This is a genomic window from Kordiimonas sp. (assembly GCF_965216265.1).
Taxonomy (GTDB): domain Bacteria; phylum Pseudomonadota; class Alphaproteobacteria; order Sphingomonadales; family Kordiimonadaceae; genus Kordiimonas.
In genome coordinates this window covers 2,606,344-2,626,476 of record NZ_OZ244153.1, presented here as the reverse complement: position 1 = coordinate 2,626,476, position 20,133 = coordinate 2,606,344, and the positions used below count along the sequence as shown (strand labels likewise).

Here is a 20,133-nt window from a genome sequence, read left to right as displayed (position 1 = left end):
GCATGCCAATCATTCTGTTTGCAATTTTTATCGACCTTCTGGGTTTTGGCATCATCGTCCCCATACTGCCGTTCCTGACACTGAAGTACGGCGGCGACACTATGGTCGGCACCGCCCTTGTCTCGATCTATTCTTTGATGACATTTCTTGCGGGGCCTTTATGGGGCCGCCTTTCGGACCGTATCGGGCGGCGCCCTGCGCTTGCCGCAACCTTCCTTGGGTCCACCCTCGCTTATATCGCTCTCGCATTCTCAAGCAGTCTCGTCATGCTTTTTGTAGCGCGCGCGCTGTCCGGCATGATGGCGGGGAACGTGGGCATTGCCATGGCTGCCATGTCTGACCTGACGGATGAAAACAACCGCGGGCGTGCCATGGGCCTGATAGGCGCCACCTTCGGGCTCGGTTTCGCTTTCGGGCCTTTCATCGGTGGCTTGCTGGGCAGTGTAGGCGGTGAGCCCAACATCTTTCTACCCGCCCTGGCCGCAGCGGTCTTTTCGTTCACGGCCATGTTCCTGACCGCACGCTACATGCCGGAAACCAGCAAACACAGGCAGGAAGACGCAGACGACGGGCAAGGAAAAGTACCCCTTCCGCATTGGACCGTTGTGATCAAATCACCGGGCCAGCTTATGCTTTTTGCCATGTTCTTCGTTACTGCCATCGGGCAAAGTATCTGCTTTGCAATCACGCCCTTTTGGGCCCAAGCCATGCTTGGCTGGGATCAAGTGAAAGTTGGTTTCCTTCTGGCGGGTGTCGGGCTTTGCGTCGCGGCTATACAGTCGCTTGCCATCGGACCTCTCTTTAAAAGGTTTGGCGAACTGAAGTCCTTGATGATAGGTGCAACCGCACATCTGATAGGTTGTGCAATTTTGATATTTGGTCCCGGCACCGTCACCACAGCGCTGATTGCCTTCCCGCTTGTCATGAGCGGCCTGACCGTTTCCTTCCCCGCGCTCAACAGCATTGTCTCCCGCAGGGCTGACAAACGCCTGCAAGGCACGGCGCTCGGGTTTTCAAGCGGCATGTCTGCGCTTGGGCGGGTTTTTGGGCCGCTGGCTGGCGGGATGGTTTTTGCCGGTTATTCTGCGAACTCGCCGTTTTTTGTAGTCGCCGCCACAGGGGTTATCGCCTTTATTTGGGCGGCATCAGAGGTCAGGCGCGTCTCACACAGCTAACATTTAACTGTTTTGCCCAACACACTGCATTGCCTGCCCTTTAAGCCACGATCCCATATCACGGGCCGTTGCAGCCATCGCCCGGTTAAAGGCTGCCGCAATCGCGTCGTTTTCGCTTGCACCAACCACCTCGACGGATTGCTCGAACGTTGGGTGACTAAGCAGCTTGCTATCCCTCAACCTCACGAGCGCCATCTCAACCGCAACCACAACCTTGTCATCAGTGGCGACATCGCCCGGCACGAACTCAAGCGCCCAGACCTTTGTGCCCAAACGGCAGCCTGCATGAATATCAAGACCGCCTTCACCAATCATATGCGCACCGGCTTTATCGCCCATCGAGCGCACAACATAATCCCTGACGAGGTTACTGAGCGGTGCAGACCAACGCGCGCCCTTAAGCGTGCTACGTTTCTGGCCCGCAAGCGCGACCGAGATATTCTGACCGACAAGGCCATCACCCAAATGAGGTTCGTCCACATAAATCACCGCAGCACCCGCTTCGCCGCTGTGGTAAGCACCGTCATAGCGAAGCGAATATACGGTGTCTGCAGGGCCATCCCCGCCGAAGGAGATGATCGGCCCACATGCGGATAGAGCGGCCCCGAAGGTCGCCAGCAATAGAGCCGCAACCTTTGCCTCTCTGCGACGAGAGAAGAATGTTTTGGCTCGCAACATCATTTTTTCTTCTCCTCTTCGGAACGGGTCTTCAGGTCATACTTTGTTTCATTAGGCCCAAACAGCGCTTCACTCGGGTTCCGCTCGATACGAGTGACTAACCGCGACAAGCTCCTCGCGGTTCGCCGCAGGTCAGCAATCATACGTGTTACCTCAGGCAAACTACCTGCCACAAACTGGGTGATGTTTTCTTCGTTCGCGGCCACCAGCCCATCAATTCGTGCCAGCGTTGCCTCAGCCGCGTTCACAGCTTTAACAGCTTCGCTCATCAGAAGCGTAGCATCTTCAGATAACAGCTTGTTACCACTGTCCGCCAACTGATCAAGCTTGAAGGCCGTCTCATTCACCTTTGCCATAACCGAACGCGCTTCGGCGACAAGCAGGTCGAGATCTTTGGTGCCGTCAGCCAAGTTGGCGCTGACGCTATCAGCGTTTGAGAGAATGTTGGACACCCGGCCCAGATTGTCATCGCTCAAGAGTTTCTGAACCTGCTGGATTGCAAGAATGGCTTCGTTGATCAGGTTGGGCGCGCTTTCATAAAACTCAAGAAGCGGGGAGGCTTCAGACGGGATCACTGCCCGCTCATGCCCTTCTTTCGGCCTAAGCTTCGCACCGCCCTGCGGGCCACCCTTCAGCTCAATATAGGCAACGCCAGTAAGGCCCTGAAACTCAAGCCTTGCCGTAGCGCCCTCCGTCACAGGCACTTCGTCCCGTAGCCTGACAATCACATGCACCCTGCTGCTGTCCTGTGCTGCCACGCGGATATCACGCACATCGCCAACCGGAATACCCAGATAATACACCACACTACGCTTATATAGACCGGACACCGTGCCATCGAAATAGATGTCATAGTCGCGGTATTCTGCATCCAGATCGACCTTCGCAACCCAAATGGCGAATGCTATCAACCCCGTCAAAAACGCGAGGACAAAGCCGCCAACCAATATATGTGATGCCCGAGTTTCCATCGCCTGAAGCGCCCCTGCCTAGCTTTCATCAATTCCTGCAGCACGCGCACGCGGGCCACCAAAATACTCTTTCACCCAAGGGTGATCAAAATTACGTACCTCACGTAGAGGCGCATTCACCAGAATCTTCTTGTCCCCCAGCACAGCCACACGGTCGCACACACGGGCGAGCGTGTCGAGATCGTGCGTCACCAGAAAGACCGTGAGGCCGAGGGAGCGGCTCAATTCGCGCACCAGTGCATCAAACGCAGATGCGCTGATCGGGTCGAGCCCCGCTGTTGGTTCGTCCAGAAACAAGATACTTGGGTCGAGCGCGAGAGATCGTGCAAGCGCCGCCCGCTTCCGCATGCCGCCGGAAAGACCCGAAGGAAACTTGGCTGCTGCGTCAAACGGCAGCCCCGCCATGCTTATTTTGCTCAGCGCCAGATCATCCATCAGATCCTGCGACATGTGGAAATGTTCCCGCAGCGGCACCTGCACATTCTGTGCAACCGTAAGCGAGGTAAAAAGCGCGCCGTCCTGAAACAAAACACCCCATTCGCGGCGGGAAAGCCTGTCTTCTTCATCGCTGAGTTCTGCCCGGTTACGCCCGGCGATCTCGATCGTCCCTTCCGCTGGGTTTAATAGTCCCACAATAGCTCGCAACAGGACAGATTTGCCGGTGCCCGATCCGCCAACAACCCCAAGGATTTCACCTTGCCTGACATCCAGATCAAGCCCGTCATGCACCACATGCGTCCCAAAAGCGGTTTTCAGGCCGCGGACCCGGATCGCGATATCGTTTGTCGCCTGATCGTTTTCCATGCCCTAAAGCCCTACACTGGTGAAGAAAATGGCGAAAAGCGCATCAAGCGCAATCACCATGAAGATAGACTGCACCACGGCCCGCGTTGTGCGCGTGCCAAGAGAATCTGCGCTGCCTTCAACCCGCAGGCCGTTATAACAGCCCGCAGTTGCGATGATCGCAGCAAAAAACGGTGCCTTGATAATACCCACCCAATAGTGTTCGATCGCGATAACCTCACGGAAGTAGACAAGGAAATTGGCCGGTGTGATATCAAGCTGTATCCACGCCATCAAAGCACCTCCCGCTATCCCCACCACATCTGCATAAAACCCGAGAAGAGGTAGGCAGATGACAAGAGCCAGAAGGCGCGGCAGCACAAGCACGTCAATCGGGTTCATGCCAAGCGTGCGCATGGCATCCACTTCTTCATGCAGCACCATGGAGCCTATCTCTGCGGTAAACGCACTGCCGGACCGCCCAGCGACGATGATGGCGGTGAGCAGGATACCAAGCTCGCGCAAGTGCCCAATACCCAGCATATCAATAACAAAGATATCGGCCCCGAATTTGGCAAGCTGAATGGCCCCCTGGTTCACCATGACCGCACCGATCAGAAATGCGATCAAGCCCACAATCCCCATTGAACGCAGGCCCACAATTTCCATCTGGTGCACGGTTGGCACAAGGCGCAGCCGCGCAGGGTCCATCACCGCACCAAAAAGCCTGATCAGGATAAGCCCCATAAAGCTGAGAAGACGACCGCTGGAGCGCAAACCCATAATTGTTGCGTCCCCAAGCTGCAATAGCGGCTGCAAATACCAGGCAACACTGTCTGGCAGGGTAGGCGCCGGCGGAGGGCGAGACGATATGACTTCCAGCAATGTTTTATGGTCAGCCAACACACCGGTTAGAAGCGCTGCGCCAGACTGCTCAATGCTCGCGGCATAGCGCCTGATCAGCACGGCGCCGGTGGTGTCCAGATGAGTAATGCCAGAACAGTCGATAACTGCCCCGTCGCCGCATGCTGTCACCGTCTTCGGCATAGCGCCATCTATGGCTTCTGCGTTCTCAATCGTCCAGTCACCCAACAGCCGAACCATGGCTGAAGGCGTGCCCGCCTCGACGCTCACAAAGGCGCTTTCATAAAGTTTCTGTGTCACGGCAGTCGCAGCCCTTGATTATCGGCGCCTCAATTTGCACATAGGGGTCCGTAAGACTTTATCTAACATCGCGAATTAACTATAACAAACCTTGCCTAAAACGGGCCAACAAACAACCCTATAAAGGGCAGCGGACAAATGAAGATCGACCCTACCAACCCTTTGCACGCTTTCGCAGCTTGGGCGGCGAATGTAGACGACAACTGGTCGGCACTTGCCCGCATACGTGCGCGCGACGCCTTTATTGATGTGATCGCCGTAATGGTGCCCGGTGCCGCAGAGCCTGTCAGCGAAACGGTGTATAATCTGGCGCACAGCTGGGGACGTGGCGATTGCCATGTCATAGGTTTTGAAGGCGGATTGCCCGCCCCCATGGCGGCGCTCGTTGGCGGCACGGAAGCACATGCGCTCGATTTTGATGACAATTTTGACCCCGCCAAAGCACACGCCACGGCTGTTCTGGCGCCTGCCCTTCTCGCACTCGCCGACGAGAGAGACCTCTCAGGCGAAGACCTGATCGATGCTTATATCGTCGGCCTGCAAATCATTGGTCGCGTTGGGCAAGGGGTGAACCCCTATCACCGCAGCCGCGGCTGGCACGCAACGGCAACTGTTGGCGCGGTTGGTACTGCGGCAGGATGCGCACGCCTTCTAGGCTTGAACACAGAGAAAACCGCCCACGCCATTTCACTTTCAACCAGCCTTGCGGGTGGGTTCATGAGCCAGTTTGGCACCATGACGAAACCACTGCATGCGGGCCTCGCGGCCTCGGGCGCGGTGCAAGCCGCCTTGTTCGCCGAAGCCGGGATCACTGCGGGGTCCGAGACCTTGCACGGGCAAAACGGCATGGGCACCCTGATGGTTGGCCAAGACGTTGAAGAGCTTCGTGCGATCATGGCGGACAAGGATGAGCATGGCCAGAAAGTCAGGTTCGCGACAGAAGACATCGGCACCCCCCTGCATATTGAAAAATACGGCCTCAAAGTAAAACGCTTCCCCAACTGCGGAAGCGTGCACCGTGCGCTTGATGGCTTGTTGGCACTTCGTGAAGCTCACGGGCTAAGCCCTGAAAACGTGGCCGAGATTTTTGTACGGGCACCAGCCGCCCACCTGCGCAACCTGATGTATGAGCGCCCAACTAACCCGATGGAGGCCAAATTCAGCCTGGAATATGGCCTGGCTGTTGGCCTTCTCAGCGGCAATGCAACACTCAACGACTATGAGCCTGAAGCTATTGGCAGACCTGAAGTGTCGGCCCTGCTTCCGCTTGTTAAGAAGGAATATGTCGAGAAGCTGGAGAGCGATTTCCCAACAGAAGTTCATGTCACGCTCAAGGACGGTACAACCGTTCAAACCAGCGTCGCTATGCCTGTCGGGTCATCCGTCGCACCGCTTTCAGAAGCGCAGCTTCTTGAGAAATTTGACGGGTGTGTCACTGGCAGGATGGACAAAACGCGCGCGGATATGGTTAAAGGCGCCCTGTTGTCGCTTGAGAGCGAACAAAGTGTTCGAAATCTCACGGCTTTGCTTACACGGCAGAAGTGAATTATTATACCCCGCAGAAGGGCAAAGGATAAGAAGATGGCAAAAGGTAAACTGGTGACCGCCCTTGTGCTGGCTGCAAGTCGGCGCGGGGCTGAAGATACGGTGGCAAAAATTCAAGGTGTCAGCCACAAGTGTCTGGTAACCCTTGATGGGGTTGTCATGCTCGAGCGTGTCGTACGCGAAGTTCTGGCCGCTAAATCCGTTGGCAAGATTTATGTCTCGATCGAGAGCGAAGAACTATTGCGCTCCGTCCCTGCGCTTGAAGCAATGCTGGACCGCAGTGAAATCCATTATGTGCAAAGTGCCGACAACCTCTATCTGTCAGTTGAAAAAGGGATCGCCACTATTGACGATCCTTGGCCGGTGATCATCACCACAGGCGACAATGCATTGCACACATCCGAGATGATTGACCATTTCTGCGGCGAACTGAAAACTGGTGGTGCAGACGCAGCAGTAGGCATGACCCCTGCTGACGTGATTTTGGCGACATACCCGGACGGCAAACGCGCTTTTCACAACCTCAAGGATGGCGGCTGGTCCAGCTGTAATCTATACGCTCTGACCAGCAACAAGGCCGTGATAGCTGCCAAAGTGTTTGAAGGCGGCGGCCAGTTTGGCAAAAAGCCACAGCGCATCATGAAGGCATTTGGGTTGATGTTTATGATGCTCTACAAGTTTAAGCTTGCCACTATCGACCAGTTAGCAGGCATGCTCAGCCGTCGCTGGAAGTTGAAGGTGCAGGTCATTCGCATGCCGTTTGCCGATGCGCCGATTGACGTAGACAACCCCGGTGACTTTGCACTGACTGAGCGGATATTGCAGTCTCGCCACGCAGCTGCGGCTGAATAGGACTTCCCCTCATAAGAAGCCACCTCATACGGTATGGTGGCTTCTGAGTGAATGGCAGCCATGTGCCACCAGCCCATATAAACCGTCAATTTTCCAGCCAGCCTTCCGCACGCAATTCTTGTTTTCTTAACTCTTGCTGCCTATTCTGGTTTCAAGAAGAACCTGAAGGACAGCACGTTGCGAGCAGACAGCACCACCACTTTTCGTTCACTCTATCCCTCAATCGAGCCTTATACGAGTGAACGCATTCCCGTGGCTGACGGGCATGAGATTTATGTAGAACAGTCGGGCAATCCGCACGGCATACCGGTACTGTTTGTGCATGGCGGCCCGGGTGGTGGCACAAGCCCTATCCAGCGCCGTTTCTTCAATCCAAGCAAATATCGCATCATTCTGTTTGATCAGCGCGGTTGCGGCAAAAGCCGCCCTCATGCGTCGCTTGAAAATAACACCACGTGGAACCTGATTGCGGATATGGAAGCTATCCGGACACACCTGCGGGTAAAAACATGGGTCCTGTTTGGTGGATCATGGGGCAGCACACTGTCGCTTCTTTATGCACAAACCCATCCAGACCGTACACGACAGATCATCCTGCGCGGCATCTTCCTTTCGCGGCAAAAAGAGCTGGACTGGTTCTACAAGGATGGGACCCGCTCTTTGTTCCCTGAGGCCTGGCACCGTTTCTCAACTATGGTACCAGCGGATGAGCAAGATGATCTCATCGGAGCCTACTACAAGCGCCTGACCGAGCCGGAATTTGAACGCGAGCGGCTCAGCTTCGCCAAGGAATGGAGCCTTTGGGAGGGTAGCACAGTAACGCTTGTACCGGACGACGAGCAGCGCGCCCATTCGGTTGACCCGGTGTTTGCACTCGCCTTCGCACGCATTGAGGCGCATTATTTCCTCAACCAGTGTTTCCTCGACAGTGACAACCACATCCTGCGCGACACGCCCAAGCTCAAGGATATCCCCGTCACTATCATTCAGGGCCGCTACGACGCCATATGCCCCCCAACCAGCGCTTGGGAACTTGCACGGGCGATGCCGTGGGCCACATTGAAGATTGTACCCGTTGCAGGGCACTCAGCTTTTGAGCCTGCTATCCAGCACGAGCTCATATGCGCAACAGACGCGGTCTGACAAACTCGTTCATCATGCGCCAATCTGTCACTTGCCGACATGCCGGAAAACCGCTAAGGCTGCCTGCGTTCGTTTAATGAGGAAGTGACCATGAAGATTATTTTGGCTGTGATCATGTTTTGTTTTACGCTTGGTGCAACTCCTGTGTTCGCACACGGCGAAGAAGGCCACGGCCTGAGCATTGAGAAAGCCTGGGCACGCAAGACCAGCCGTACGGTATCCGCTGCCGTCTATCTCACCATCACCAACGATGCACACGATATGGAATTCCTGAACGGCGTCTCAACAGACATCGCCAACATGGCTATGATACATCAGTCCCGTGAAGTGGATGGTGTGATGCAGATGGACCATATGGATACTCTGCCCATTGCACCCGGCGAAACGCTAGAGTTCGCACCGGGCGGTTACCACGTCATGCTGATGGGGCTCACGAAACCACTTGCCGAAGGCGACGTGTTCACCATCACGCTTGATTTTGAGAATGCCGGGGCCACGCCCGTCATCGTTGAAGTCACCGGCCTTATGGGGCTTGAATAACCTTCGTTAGAGCCAACCCTGCAACTCGCTGCACGCAACAGCGTCAATCACCCGCATGCCCCCCTCGGTCGCGTTCAGGCAGGGAATGTAATGGAAGTGCGTGCCGCCATTCTCCAGGAAGGTTTCGCGCAGCTCCATATTGATCTCTTCCAGCGTCTCAAGACAGTCTGAGCTGAAAGCTGGCGCCAAAACCGCCAAGCGTTTGAGGCCATCTTTCGCGAGCTTCTCCACAGTTTTATCTGTATAGGGGCTGACCCATTCCGTTGGCCCGACACGGGACTGGAAGCTGGTGATCAATTCATCTTCGCTTTTGCCAAGGCGTTCCCGCAACAGACGGCTGGTTTTAAAACACTGGCACGGATATGGGTCTCCTTTGTCCCAATATGATTTGGGGATGGAGTGATAGGAGGCGAGGATTTTCTCCGGCTGCCAGTCAAGCGTTTCAAGTGACGCTGTCACGGATGCAGCGAGCTCCTCCGAGAAGGACGGATGGTCCACATAAGCGGGAACGGTTCGCACCGCCGGTTGCCAGCGCATCTCACCCAACACTTCAAAGACCTTATCGTAGGCCGTTGCCGTTGTGGTTGCGCTATATTGCGGGTAGAGCGCAAATGCGAGGATGCGGTCACAGCCCTTTTCCCTCAGGGCCTCCAGCCCCCGTTTTATTGAGGGCTGGCCGTAACGGAACGCCCATTCCACATGCGCCGCGTCGCCCATCAATTGCTGAAGTTTCTCTGCCTGGTCTCGTGAGTGGGTACGAAGAGGCGATTCGTCACGCTCATAGTCCCAGACCTTGGCGTACGCCTTTGCTGACTTGGCTGGCCGGAATGTCAGGATGGGGCCATAAAGAATGGGCAACCATATGGGTTTTGGTGTTTCGATCACGCGCGGGTCTGACAAAAACTCGGCCAGATACCGACGCACGGCGCCATAGGTTGGCGCGTCTGGCGTCCCAAGGCTGAGTAGAAGGATACCAACCTTGCCGTTTTTAACCAAAGGATGCAGATCGTTCATTTTCTTCTTAACCAAAACCGTTGTGTGACATGCTTTTTCCTACGACATCCACGCGCCTTTAGCTCATAAAAAAACGCGATTTCTGCAATCGCTGCGGTCATATGTCGTACTGGAAGCTTTTGGGATTACTGCAATATCCGGACAAGCATTTGTCCGGCATCACGCACAGGGTCCGTTGCAACAGCCAGCACCCATCCAGCGTGGGGCGTGTGATAGGAGCGTATTGGTGTGCCAAAAGGGTCATAGATCGTCGCTACCAACTGCCCTTTTTCCACCCGGTCACGTAACGAGACGTGAACAACAGCGAGCCCGCCCTCCTCCGTCGTAACGTTGCTATAATGCGTACCCACAACCGGGGACGCTTTTGGCTTAAGGGGTGTTCCATCAAGAAGGCCGCTGGTCACCATCATATTCTCAAGCCCCATAACCGCCTTCTCGATCAACTGGTCCTGAAACCGCTTGGGTGCACCAATTTCATAGGTAACGGCGGGAACGCCTTTTGCAAGCAGGCTGGTTTCCAGCGTGCCTTTCTCGCCCTTGTCGTTTTTGATCATTTCAGGCAACAGGGCGTAAGCCATCTTCCGCGCTGTATTGTTGCGAAAATCAGCAAACACAAAAAGCGGATAGGCTGTGCCTGTGGTTTGGGTATGCAGGTCGACGGCGAAATCCGTACCCGGCAGAAACAGGTCCTGCCACAGATGGCGCACATAAACTGCCTCAGCCTCACCGCGTTTCTGGTTACCCGGGAACGCGCGGTTTGGGTCACCGCCACGTGGGCCAAAATACCGGCTATGGGCCTCCATGCCCGGTTGGTTTACGCCGGGAACGGCAACAATCGTACCCGAGAGGGCAACGGGTTGGATTTCTTCCAGCAACCGGTGAATGACGCGAATACCGTTTAATTCATCACCGTGCACCGCCGCTGTAAGCAGAAGCTGCTTACCTGGTTTTTCACCCTTCATCACAATGACCGGCACCAGCACAGGCACACCCGTACCCCTCGCTCCAGCACGGAAATAGAAATGGTGTCGCCCAGGTGTCAGTGACGCCGTATCCAGCCGATCAATGAGAGGCGGTGCGGCTTTCTCAACCGGGTGGTCTGCGAAAGCATTGCCAAGGGGCATTATCGCGCACAGCACCATGATCAAGGCTTTCCTGACAAACCCCACCAAACGATCTCCTTTTCCACAATCTGGTACACATATTCGCAGACGAAACCACCGTGTTGCAATCATCATTCTGATACTGCACGGAAAATTGGGTTGCGCGCACAATCCAGCTAGTGCCAAATAGAGGGGAAGGAGAGCTCCCTATGGGCGCCAATTGCTGTCATAATGTAAAATTTGAAGGCATGGACCCACGATACCGTCGTGCTCTCATTCTGGTTATTCTTATCAATGCTGTCATGTTTCTGGTCGAAATGCCGATGGGTTTTGTCGGCGATAGCCAAGCGCTCAAGGCCGATGCTCTCGATTTTCTCGGCGACACATGCACCTATGCGCTCTCACTTTATGTGATCGGAAAAGCCGCCAGCCTGCGTGCAAAGGCTGCGCTTTTTAAAGGGCTCAGCCTCAGCGCAATGGGGCTTTGGGTTCTGGGCTCAACACTATACACGGTGCTCTACCTCAAGGAGCCGCAGGCGTTCATCATGGGTTCTGTTGGCGCCGCTGCTCTGGCCGCAAATATCGCGAGTGTGCTTCTGCTCATGCGCTTCAAGGACGGAGACGCAAACGTGCGTTCCGTATGGTTATGCAGCCGTAACGACGCCATCGGTAACGTGATGGTCATGATCGCGGCATCAGGTGTCTGGGCTACCGGCACCGGCTGGCCCGATCTTATTGTCGCAGCCATTATGGCCAGTATTTTCCTGAGCGGATCCTTCACCATCATCAAACAAGCCCGAGCGGAATTGGCCCATCTCAGGCATCACGCTGCCGCAGAATAGGGGCTTCGCATGAGCCATACAAAATTCTCGCTCCTTGGAACCCGTCGGTTCCTTGCCATTTTCATTACCCAGTTTCTGGGAGCCATGAATGACAACCTGTTCCGGCAGGCGTTAATCATGCTGATCACCTACCGCATCGCGGAACAGGTAGCCATGCAGCCGGCGGTTCTGAATAATCTGGCGATCGGGCTTTTCATCCTGCCCTATTTTCTGTTCTCAGCCCTTGCTGGCCAACTCGCAGACAAATTTGACAAATCGAAACAAATCGTCTGGATTAAGCTTTGGGAGGTGGGATTGATGCTAGTAGGCGCACTTGCGTTCCAGCTTTCAAGCCTGCCGCTGATGATCGCGGTCCTCTCTGGCCTTGGGCTGCAAAGCACCTTCTTCGGGCCCATCAAATATAGCATCCTGCCTGAATTGACGAGCAAGGACGAGCTTCTGAGCGCCAACGGTCTCATCGAGGCTGGCACATTTGTATCCATCCTCCTTGGTTTGCTGATCGGCGGGCTTCTGGTGCTGCAACCCGGCGGCACAGACAAGATGGCCATACTGATGATCACTCTGGCCATTATTGGTACTATTTCAGGCAGCATGGTGCCAAGCACAGGTGCAGCGGCGCCAGACTTGAAACTCAACCTCAATATTTTCACCGCAACCGGTCGGCAGGTCAAAGCGGCGTGGCGACATGAAATTGCCCGCCCTGCTATTATTGGCATCAGCTGGATATGGTTGTATGGCTCTATCTATCTCACGCAAATACCTGACGTGGTAAAAAACAGGCTTGGTGGTGATGAAACCGTAGTCACCATCATCATCGCCTGTTTCTCGATCGGCATCGGTGTCGGGTCTTTGATGTGCGCGCGTCTCCTGAAAGGCGAAATTTCCGCCAAACTGGCCAAACCCGCACTGTTTACACTCACTGTCACCAGCCTCTTGTTATACCTTTCTCTGCCCGGCGAAAATGGTGTGACCCCGGATGAGATTATCAATATCGGCGAATTTCTGGTAACACCAACCAATTGGATCGTTCTTGCGCTCATTATTGCTGTGGCAATAGCGACAGGCATGGTAATCGTGCCTTTCTATGCAATCCTACAGGATCGCAGCAAGCGCAGCGAACGGTCCCGCATGATTGCGGCAAACAACATTTTCAACAGCGGTTTCATGGCTGGTGGTTCTATCATTGCGGCGATCCTTATTGTGCTGGGGCTATCGTCCTCCGAGATTCTGTTGGTGTTTGCCTTTGCCAACCTGGCCATCGTACCCGTCGCCATGCTGTTGATGAAGCGAATGCAGCAATAAATATGTGCATGAGCGCCTTGAAATAGATACATTTGAATCAAAGACTTGTGGCATAGTTCCCCTGCTGCATATAGTGACCGAGAGAAGGAGTTTTCGTGACCCGCATCTTCAGTAGACGCAAGCGCCCGGTTCTTGAGGCGATTGGACAGATCTTCATCGTCCTGTCGCTCCTAGGTGCTATTGCCTATGGTGCTGGTCTGTATCCGGAAGGCATCCTTTGGCAAGCGCTTGTAAAGATGAGCGCTGTTGGGTTTCTCGTCCTGTTTGTTGGCATCAACCTGCGCACTTTCAGCCATCTTTTGCTTTTGCTTGCGCTGATCGGTTCTGTCGCCGGTGATGTGTTGCTGGTTCTACCCCATGAGCAGGCCTTCCTGCGTGGCTTGATGGCTTTTGCCGCAGCCCATGCAATTTTTATCATCCTATATAGTGCGAACAGACAGCGGCTCGGCGATGTTAGCAATACTCGCCTGCGCACAGCCGCCCTGTTGTGGGCTACGGCATTTATCGCCTGCTTCACGATGTATGAAAAACTGGGTGACCTCACGGTCTATGTGTTCGCCTACGCTGGCATCCTTACATTGATGGCAACAATGGCACTCTTAAGCAAATTCCCGCCCAAACTGGTCGGGTTTGGGGCCATTCTTTTTGTGGCATCAGACGCTGCGCTCGGCGCACGCCAGTTCCTGGATGTACCCGCTTATGTTGGGTATTTTGTCTGGATTAGCTATTATCTCAGCCAACTTCTGGTGACCTTGGGTGTGATGCTGACCGATGACCGGCCAGCCAGCTATGGTGGGTACCGATTTGACTAATCGGGCATTTCCGCCCAAAAGGTGTCATTCGGTTTCAGGATAGAAGGTCATGATTAAAGTGGACCACGATAAAAGAAAACTACAGAAAAAAGCCGCAACGCTTGTCGAGGCCCTGCCTTACATGCGCAAATATGCGGGTGAAACATTTGTCATTAAGTACGGCGGGCACGCCATGGGCGACCCCGCTCTTGCAAAGCAGTTCGCCCAAGACATCGTGCTGCTGAAACAGGTCGGCATCAACCCCGTGATTGTTCACGGCGGCGGCCCACAAATCGGTCAGATGCTGTCACGTCTCTCCATCGAAACCGAATTTGTTGACGGCCTTCGTGTGACCTGCAAGGCCACCGTTGAGGTTGCCGAGATGGTCCTGGGCTCCATTGGTAAATCCATTGTTGCTGATATCAACGAAGCGGGAGGACGGGCTATTGGGCTATCTGGCAAAGACAGCTCAATGGTCACTGCAACCAAAATGGCGCGTACCAAGCGTGACCCGGATTCAAACATTGAGAAGGTCATCGACTTTGGTTTTGTGGGCGAACCGACAACGGTTGACCCGCGCATCGTCGAGCAATGCATCGAAAACGGTATCATCCCGGTTATCTCCCCCATCGCACAAGGGGAAGACGGCAACACATACAACATCAATGCGGACACAATGGCGGGCGGTATCGCAGGTGCTTTACATGCACGGCGCTTCTTCCTGCTCACCGATGTGCCGGGGGTGTTGAGCAAAGAAAAAGAACTGCTGACCGAGCTTGACCGCAGTGACATCGAAGCGCTGGTGGAAGATGGTACCATTACAGGCGGCATGATGCCCAAGGTGGAAACCTGCCTGAGCGCTGTTGACCTTGGCGTGAAGGGCGCGGTTATTCTTGACGGTCGGGTCATGCACGCCATGCTGTTGGAAATCTTTACCGAGCGCGGTGCGGGTACCCTTATCCGACTATAGGCGCTCTTATTGCCGCTTGTCCGGCCCAACCATCTGGCTTGGGTCGGTCCAACGTTCAAAATCTTCTTCTGACACAAACCCAAGCTTGAGTGCCGCAGCTTTCAGCGTCGATTTTTCATCATTGGCCAGTTTGGCGATTTGCGCCGTTTTGTCATAGCCGATGTGTGGCACCAGCGACGTTGCCAGCATCAAAGAACCCTTGAGCAGCTCCTCCACCCGACCTTCATCCGGCACCAGACCTTCAAGGCAACGCTCCGTGAAACTCGCAACCGCGCTCGCAAGCAAGTTCAAGGCCTGCAGCACGTTATAGATAATCACCGGTTTGAACGCATTCAGTTCAAAATGCCCTTGGCTGCCCGCGATGGTGACCGTCGTATGGTTACCCATCACCTGCGCGCACACCATGGTCAATGCCTCAGCCTGTGTGGGGTTCACCTTGCCCGCCATGATAGACGAACCGGGCTCGTTTTTGGGCAGGATCAATTCACCAATGCCGCCCCTCGGGCCGGATCCCATCAGGCGAATATCATTCGCTATTTTCATAAGCGCCACGGCGGCACCATTCAATACACCGGACAGAGCGACCAACTCATCATGAGCACTGATGCCAGAGAACTTGTTTCTGGAAGGCTTAAACGCCATACCTGTATTAGCACTCAGGTAGTCACAAAAAACAGCGGCGAAATCTTCATGGCAATTGATGCCAGTGCCAACGGCTGTGCCGCCCTGCGGCACCGCCAGCAGCCTTGGCAGCACATTATCTGCCTCGGTCAGAAGCGCTTCAATTTGCGCCTGATAAGCTGATAATACCTGACCAAATGTAATGGGCGTCGCGTCCTGCAGGTGTGTGCGCCCCAGCTTGATAATGTGCCCAAAACGCTCACGTAGGCCCGTGAGAGTGTCAATCATCCTCAAAAGCGCAGGCTTGAAACCTGACGCAACACCGGTAGCGCTTGCGATCAACATGGCCGTGGGGATCGTGTCGTTGGATGACTGCCCCATGTTGACATGATCATTTGGGTGCACGACATCTTTGGCGCCGCGCGCCCCCCCGAGCAGTTCCGCAGCACGGTTCGCGATCACTTCATTGGCGTTCATGTTGCTTTGGGTGCCGGACCCGGTTTGCCAAACGGGGAGAGGAAACTCGTCGTCAAGACGGCCCGCCACAATCTCGTCCGCTGCCGCTACAATCGCGTCCGCAATCTTACCCTCCAGCAAGCCCAACTTCTTGTTGGCCTGTGCCGCAGCCTTTTTCTGCTGCGCCAGTGCCCTGATAAAAGGTGTGGGCATGCGTTCCGTGCCGATCGGGAAGTTCTGCAGGCACCGCTGTGTTTGCGCGCCCCATAGCCGCGACGCGGGAACGTCAATTTGCCCAATCGAATCTGTTTCAGCCCGGGTTTTTGTCACAGAAATGCTCCCGTCAATGAACGACCTTCACACTGCAAAGGCATAACACTCTTCACGCTATATTGGGATGGCACTAGGCCTGTTCAACAAAATAGCTCAGGTGCCAATCAAGTTCGTTCTCATCAATCGGGTATTTGTTGCCATCTTTTGCGCTCAGTAGCTGCGCTGTTGGCACAAGCGCATAACGGGTTTGCAACTCGTAGGCGGTGCGCATACCAAGGTTGGCCTTCCATGCTAACGCCGTGACCGCCCGGCCGCTTTTGGAATGAATAATCTGTCGTACCGTCGCCGCAGGGATGTCAGCCATTACAGCCAGGCACTGCAGCAAAAGCTCACGCCGGTTGGCTTCAACCTGTTCATGCACAAACTTATCGTCCAGCATGCCCTTCTGGAAATATTCCAGCGCGCGCGCCGCCAACTTGGCTTCCTCATCATCACCCACACGCTCTTCGCTCAAACGGTCCCGCACACGCTCAAGCAAATCTTCGGCCTGCTCTTCAGGCAGTTTGGCCTGCTCCATCATCGCATGCACAAGCGCCGACGCCACAAAACCGGCAATGCGCTTCATTGCGCGGATGGAAAGCTGTGGCCGCAATGCAAGCGGCTCATGCAGCGCCTCAATCGAGGTTGCGTGGTCGATAATCTGGTCGAGGGTATCTTCCCTGATCTGCGCACTGGCATTTGCAAGCAAGGCCGCGATTGCGGGCACATCGAGCGAAGCCGCAACCTCGTCCGATATCTCCGCCGGCAGGTTCGAGCGACCAGCGATCGCTTTAAGCGCGCCTTCGCTTACGCCCGCCGCGATAATCTCCCTGAGATCATCATCGTTCAAAAGAGGCGAATATTGCAGAATCGGGCCACACACGATGGCTTCGACATCCCGCGCCAACCTATCGATCAGATCCTTGGGAACCTGATCGCTGCTTTTGATCTCGTCCGCTATAATGGCGCGCACTTTTGGCAGTTGGTCAGCCGCCAGTGTTTCAAGCACCTTGATTGCCTTTTCGCGCAAGGCTGTTTGTTCACCCGGCGCCAACCCAGGCACCAGTCGCCCAATTTTTCGGGCCAGTTCCTGACGCACTTCCTCATCATCATCAGAGATGAGTTTTTCTGCAGCTTGTATTGGTGTGGCTGGGTTTTGCGCGATGGCCTTGCGCACCTCTGGTGAGGCATCTTCCGCCAGATAATACAATACCTCGGGCCGGGCATCTTCCCGGAGCGCCAAAGCCTGCCGCTCACCCTGCGTGCCGCCCTGCAGGATTTGCTGTTCTTGCTCTTTGGTCAGCGTTGCAGGCAACCCTTTGCCGCCGCCATCCTTGGCTTTACCGCCTCCCCCCAAAAGCGATTTGAGCTTCCCGAGCATATTACGCTTCCTCCACCACTACGTCGGTTTCATTTCTGGCGATCGCGACATCACCACGACCCGACCCTTTCACCTCATACAACACTGCATCTGCCTTGTCGGCAAGTTCAACAAACGAAAGATCAACACCAGGACGCGACTGACAAACCCCAATCGACGCGCCTAATTGCAGGTCTTCACCGCCGATAGCAGCCTTCACCTTTGGCATAAAGTCGAGCAGCGACCTGACCTTATCAGCCGCCTTTTCCGCCCGCATGTCCTCAAGCCATAAAACAAATTCATCGCCGCCATACCGTCCGGCGTAATCACACGGCCGAATCATGTTTTGCATAACCTCCGCAACCATTTTGAGCGCGGTATCGCCTGCCTGATGGCCTAGTGTATCGTTCACTTCCTTAAAGTGATCCAAATCAATAAAAACCAGGCAACCTGAAAGGTCTGTCCGGCATTGATGCTTAAGGCGCGCTTCCACGGTTTCTGCAAGTGCGCGACGATTAAGAAGGCCTGTGAGGTCATCTTTGCTGGAAAGCCGATACAGACGGTCGATAAGTTCTGCCTTGCTAAACGCAGCGGTGAGTACGCCGGCCACACCGTCCAGCAACTGCTTTTCCTGGTCTGACCAAGGGCTGACCTCGGTGTCGCGGCTGATAATCACCATGCCAAGCGCCTGCCCATTAAGGTCAAGCCGGATGCCAAGATGGGCTCGATTATCGCCCGCAATCACGCCCGCGCCGTTTTTGTCGTCAAACGAATGCCAGATGGTATCCAGATCCAAAATCTCGTGCCGAGAGCCCATGATGGATATCGGCACCAAACCTTCATGATATTTGACGACAGCCCAAACCATGTCCGCCCGCAGCATTTCCTGAAGCGCTTCGGAGGCATTGTCCATCAGTTCCTGTGCCGTCTCCGAACTATTCAAGCTACTTGTGATGCGTTGCAGCAGTGTGAACCGCAGGCTGTCCTGCTTGGCCTTGCGCTCCGCCAGCAAGCGCGCGGTCATATCGCGGCACGTACCCCGTAGCGAAACCCTATTTCCGGTTTTATCGAGCTGAGGGTGAACGGAAAAATGGAGCCAGCGCCGTTCCTGCCCTTCAAGCTGAACGGGAACAGCGTCAAAATGGGCAGCAACTTTGGACGCAAACGGGTTACGCACGGGCGCATCCCCTTTTGGCCAGAAAAGCTGGCTTGCCGCACGCCCCAGCCACATTTCTGTTTTGAAACCAAAGGCCTCAACCGGTGTAATGAAGCGAATATTCTGGTCCGCGTCCACTTCAAATGCCACATCTACGGCGGAATCAAGCAGCTCCTTCAACAGAGCGCGACTTTTCATCAGCGCTTCTGTGACCTTGTCCGGCAACGTGGTATCCCGCCCGACGATGAGGCATCCATCACCCTCAGGTACGGCAACCAACCAAAAGTTTGTCCCCGCCACACCTTCCAGCCGAGCGTCGCACGGCACGCGGGATGCCAGCGCCTTAGTGGCCAGGCTGTGAAGTGTCGGCTCATTCTCACGCCAAAGCTCGGCCAAAGCACCAGCATGAGCTGACTGGTCACATATTTTCCCATTCGCGTTGATGCGAATTGCGCAGCCTTCAGCAGAAGCCAAGCCGTTTGACCCACCTTGCTTTTTCCAGGACGCTACAAATTTCGCCAATGTGCTCACAAGACAAATTCCAAACCCAAGCAATGCCAACAATAAACTAGATTAAATACTGTTAAGGTAGATTTAACAGTGATTTGCGCATAATTCTAAGACTTATGTTGGATTATAAAAATCATAGCTTCCACCCGGCTTTCGATGATGATCGAAATACCTGGGTATTTGACCTGGACAACACGCTCTATCCAGAGAAGTGCAACCTTTTCATGCAGATCGACCAAAAGATCGGTGAGTATGTACAGAATTTGCTGCGTCTGGACCCTGAGGAGGCGCGAAAAATCCAGAAAGGGTACCTTCTGGAACACGGCACCACGCTCAAGGGCTTGATGGCCAACCATAAGGTGGACCCATACCACTATCTTGACCATGTGCACGATATCGACTTCAGCCCGATTGCCCGTGACGACGCATTGCGTGAGGCACTTACCACCCTCAAAGGGCGCAAGATCGTTTTCACCAATGCTGACCTCCCCTATGCCGAGAAGGTACTCGAACGTCTTGGCATCGCGGATCAGTTTGAAGCCATCTTTGATATCCATGAAGCCGCGCTTGAGCCAAAACCGAAAAAAGATGTTTACGACAAGTTCGTGCATAAGTTCGACATCGACCCCAAGCGAGCGGTGATGTTTGAAGATATGGTGCGAAACCTGAAACCCGCACACGCCCTTGGCATGGCAACGGTCTGGATCAACACGGGCAGTGTTTGGGGGCAAGCAGACTATGATGCAGCCTTTGTGCATGCAGAAACGGATGAGCTCACCACCTGGCTGCAGGCTTTTTTAACCCGCTAGGTAAGGAATTCTAGGGCATAGAGCGCCCAGGTTTGA

19 protein-coding genes are annotated in these 20,133 nt (G+C 54.7%); 10 read left to right on the top strand and 9 right to left on the bottom strand.

The window, feature by feature from the left end; all coding sequences use genetic code 11:
- The first annotated feature begins 2 nt into the window (after positions 1-2).
- Positions 3-1,175, top strand: coding sequence for an MFS transporter (locus ACOOGA_RS12140; protein WP_417459770.1), 1,173 nt, complete (start codon positions 3-5; stop codon positions 1,173-1,175).
- Positions 1,176-1,178: 3 nt separating this feature from the next.
- Here ACOOGA_RS12140 and ACOOGA_RS12135 read toward each other — a convergent pair whose 3' ends face one another.
- From ACOOGA_RS12135 to ACOOGA_RS12120, 4 genes are read right to left on the bottom strand one after another with little or no spacing between them, the layout of a single operon-like run.
- Positions 1,179-1,856 (bottom strand): ABC-type transport auxiliary lipoprotein family protein, encoded by a 678-nt coding sequence (locus ACOOGA_RS12135; protein ID WP_417459769.1) that lies wholly within the window; start codon positions 1,854-1,856, stop codon positions 1,179-1,181.
- Positions 1,853-2,824, bottom strand: a complete 972-nt coding sequence (locus ACOOGA_RS12130; RefSeq protein WP_417459768.1) for an MlaD family protein — start codon at positions 2,822-2,824, stop codon at positions 1,853-1,855. The genes ACOOGA_RS12135 and ACOOGA_RS12130 overlap by 4 nt, the downstream gene beginning before the upstream one ends.
- An 18-nt stretch (positions 2,825-2,842) precedes the next feature.
- Positions 2,843-3,628, bottom strand: coding sequence for an ABC transporter ATP-binding protein (locus tag ACOOGA_RS12125; protein WP_417459767.1), 786 nt, complete (start codon positions 3,626-3,628; stop codon positions 2,843-2,845).
- A 3-nt stretch (positions 3,629-3,631) separates the two neighbouring features.
- Positions 3,632-4,771: an MlaE family lipid ABC transporter permease subunit gene (locus tag ACOOGA_RS12120; protein ID WP_417459766.1), complete on the bottom strand. Its 1,140-nt coding sequence runs from the start codon at positions 4,769-4,771 to the stop codon at positions 3,632-3,634.
- A 138-nt stretch (positions 4,772-4,909) separates the two neighbouring features.
- Between ACOOGA_RS12120 and ACOOGA_RS12115 the strand changes: the two genes are divergently transcribed.
- From ACOOGA_RS12115 to ACOOGA_RS12100, 4 genes are all read left to right on the top strand, one after another.
- A complete protein-coding gene (locus ACOOGA_RS12115) occupies positions 4,910-6,316 on the top strand; it encodes an MmgE/PrpD family protein (protein WP_417459765.1) in 1,407 nt (468 codons plus the stop codon).
- A gap of 36 nt (positions 6,317-6,352) precedes the next feature.
- Positions 6,353-7,168 carry an NTP transferase domain-containing protein gene (locus ACOOGA_RS12110; protein ID WP_417459764.1) on the top strand — a complete coding sequence of 272 codons (816 nt, stop codon included), beginning with the start codon at positions 6,353-6,355 and terminating at the stop codon, positions 7,166-7,168.
- 177 nt (positions 7,169-7,345) lie between these two features.
- The gene (pip, locus tag ACOOGA_RS12105) at positions 7,346-8,311 is read left to right on the top strand and encodes a prolyl aminopeptidase (RefSeq protein ID WP_417459763.1); all 966 of its coding nucleotides are present in this window, start codon (positions 7,346-7,348) and stop codon (positions 8,309-8,311) included.
- 90 nt (positions 8,312-8,401) lie between these two features.
- Positions 8,402-8,851, top strand: a complete 450-nt coding sequence (locus ACOOGA_RS12100; protein ID WP_417459762.1) for a copper chaperone PCu(A)C — start codon at positions 8,402-8,404, stop codon at positions 8,849-8,851.
- A 6-nt stretch (positions 8,852-8,857) separates the two neighbouring features.
- On the opposite strand, the gene hemH is transcribed toward ACOOGA_RS12100, so the two are convergent.
- A complete protein-coding gene (hemH, locus tag ACOOGA_RS12095; protein WP_417459761.1) occupies positions 8,858-9,865 on the bottom strand; it encodes a ferrochelatase in 1,008 nt (335 codons plus the stop codon).
- 125 nt (positions 9,866-9,990) lie between these two features.
- Positions 9,991-11,034 carry a succinylglutamate desuccinylase/aspartoacylase family protein gene (locus tag ACOOGA_RS12090; protein ID WP_417459760.1) on the bottom strand — a complete coding sequence of 348 codons (1,044 nt, stop codon included), beginning with the start codon at positions 11,032-11,034 and terminating at the stop codon, positions 9,991-9,993.
- A gap of 143 nt (positions 11,035-11,177) precedes the next feature.
- Here ACOOGA_RS12090 and ACOOGA_RS12085 point away from each other — a divergent pair, with 143 nt between their 5' ends.
- The 4 genes from ACOOGA_RS12085 to argB all read left to right on the top strand — a co-directional run bounded on the left by ACOOGA_RS12085 (position 11,178) and on the right by argB (position 14,873).
- Entirely contained in the window at positions 11,178-11,810 is a 633-nt protein-coding gene (locus ACOOGA_RS12085) for a cation transporter (RefSeq protein WP_417459759.1), read from the top strand.
- 9 nt (positions 11,811-11,819) lie between these two features.
- A complete protein-coding gene (locus ACOOGA_RS12080; protein WP_417459758.1) occupies positions 11,820-13,112 on the top strand; it encodes an MFS transporter in 1,293 nt (430 codons plus the stop codon).
- 95 nt (positions 13,113-13,207) lie between these two features.
- Complete coding sequence (locus tag ACOOGA_RS12075; protein WP_417459757.1) at positions 13,208-13,924, top strand: lysoplasmalogenase family protein; 717 nt, start codon at positions 13,208-13,210, stop codon at positions 13,922-13,924.
- A 49-nt stretch (positions 13,925-13,973) separates the two neighbouring features.
- Positions 13,974-14,873 (top strand): acetylglutamate kinase, encoded by a 900-nt coding sequence (gene argB, locus ACOOGA_RS12070; RefSeq protein WP_417459756.1) that lies wholly within the window; start codon positions 13,974-13,976, stop codon positions 14,871-14,873.
- 6 nt (positions 14,874-14,879) lie between these two features.
- Here argB and ACOOGA_RS12065 read toward each other — a convergent pair whose 3' ends face one another.
- The 3 genes from ACOOGA_RS12065 to ACOOGA_RS12055 all read right to left on the bottom strand — a co-directional run bounded on the left by ACOOGA_RS12065 (position 14,880) and on the right by ACOOGA_RS12055 (position 19,300).
- Positions 14,880-16,280: a class II fumarate hydratase gene (locus tag ACOOGA_RS12065; protein WP_417459755.1), complete on the bottom strand. Its 1,401-nt coding sequence runs from the start codon at positions 16,278-16,280 to the stop codon at positions 14,880-14,882.
- Between the two features lie 73 nt (positions 16,281-16,353).
- Positions 16,354-17,643, bottom strand: coding sequence for a DUF2336 domain-containing protein (locus tag ACOOGA_RS12060; RefSeq protein ID WP_417459754.1), 1,290 nt, complete (start codon positions 17,641-17,643; stop codon positions 16,354-16,356).
- Between the two features lies 1 nt (position 17,644).
- A complete protein-coding gene (locus ACOOGA_RS12055; protein WP_420428770.1) occupies positions 17,645-19,300 on the bottom strand; it encodes a diguanylate cyclase in 1,656 nt (551 codons plus the stop codon).
- A gap of 104 nt (positions 19,301-19,404) precedes the next feature.
- Between ACOOGA_RS12055 and ACOOGA_RS12050 the strand changes: the two genes are divergently transcribed.
- Positions 19,405-20,097, top strand: a complete 693-nt coding sequence (locus ACOOGA_RS12050; RefSeq protein ID WP_417459752.1) for a pyrimidine 5'-nucleotidase — start codon at positions 19,405-19,407, stop codon at positions 20,095-20,097.
- The last annotated feature ends 36 nt before the right edge of the window (positions 20,098-20,133 follow it).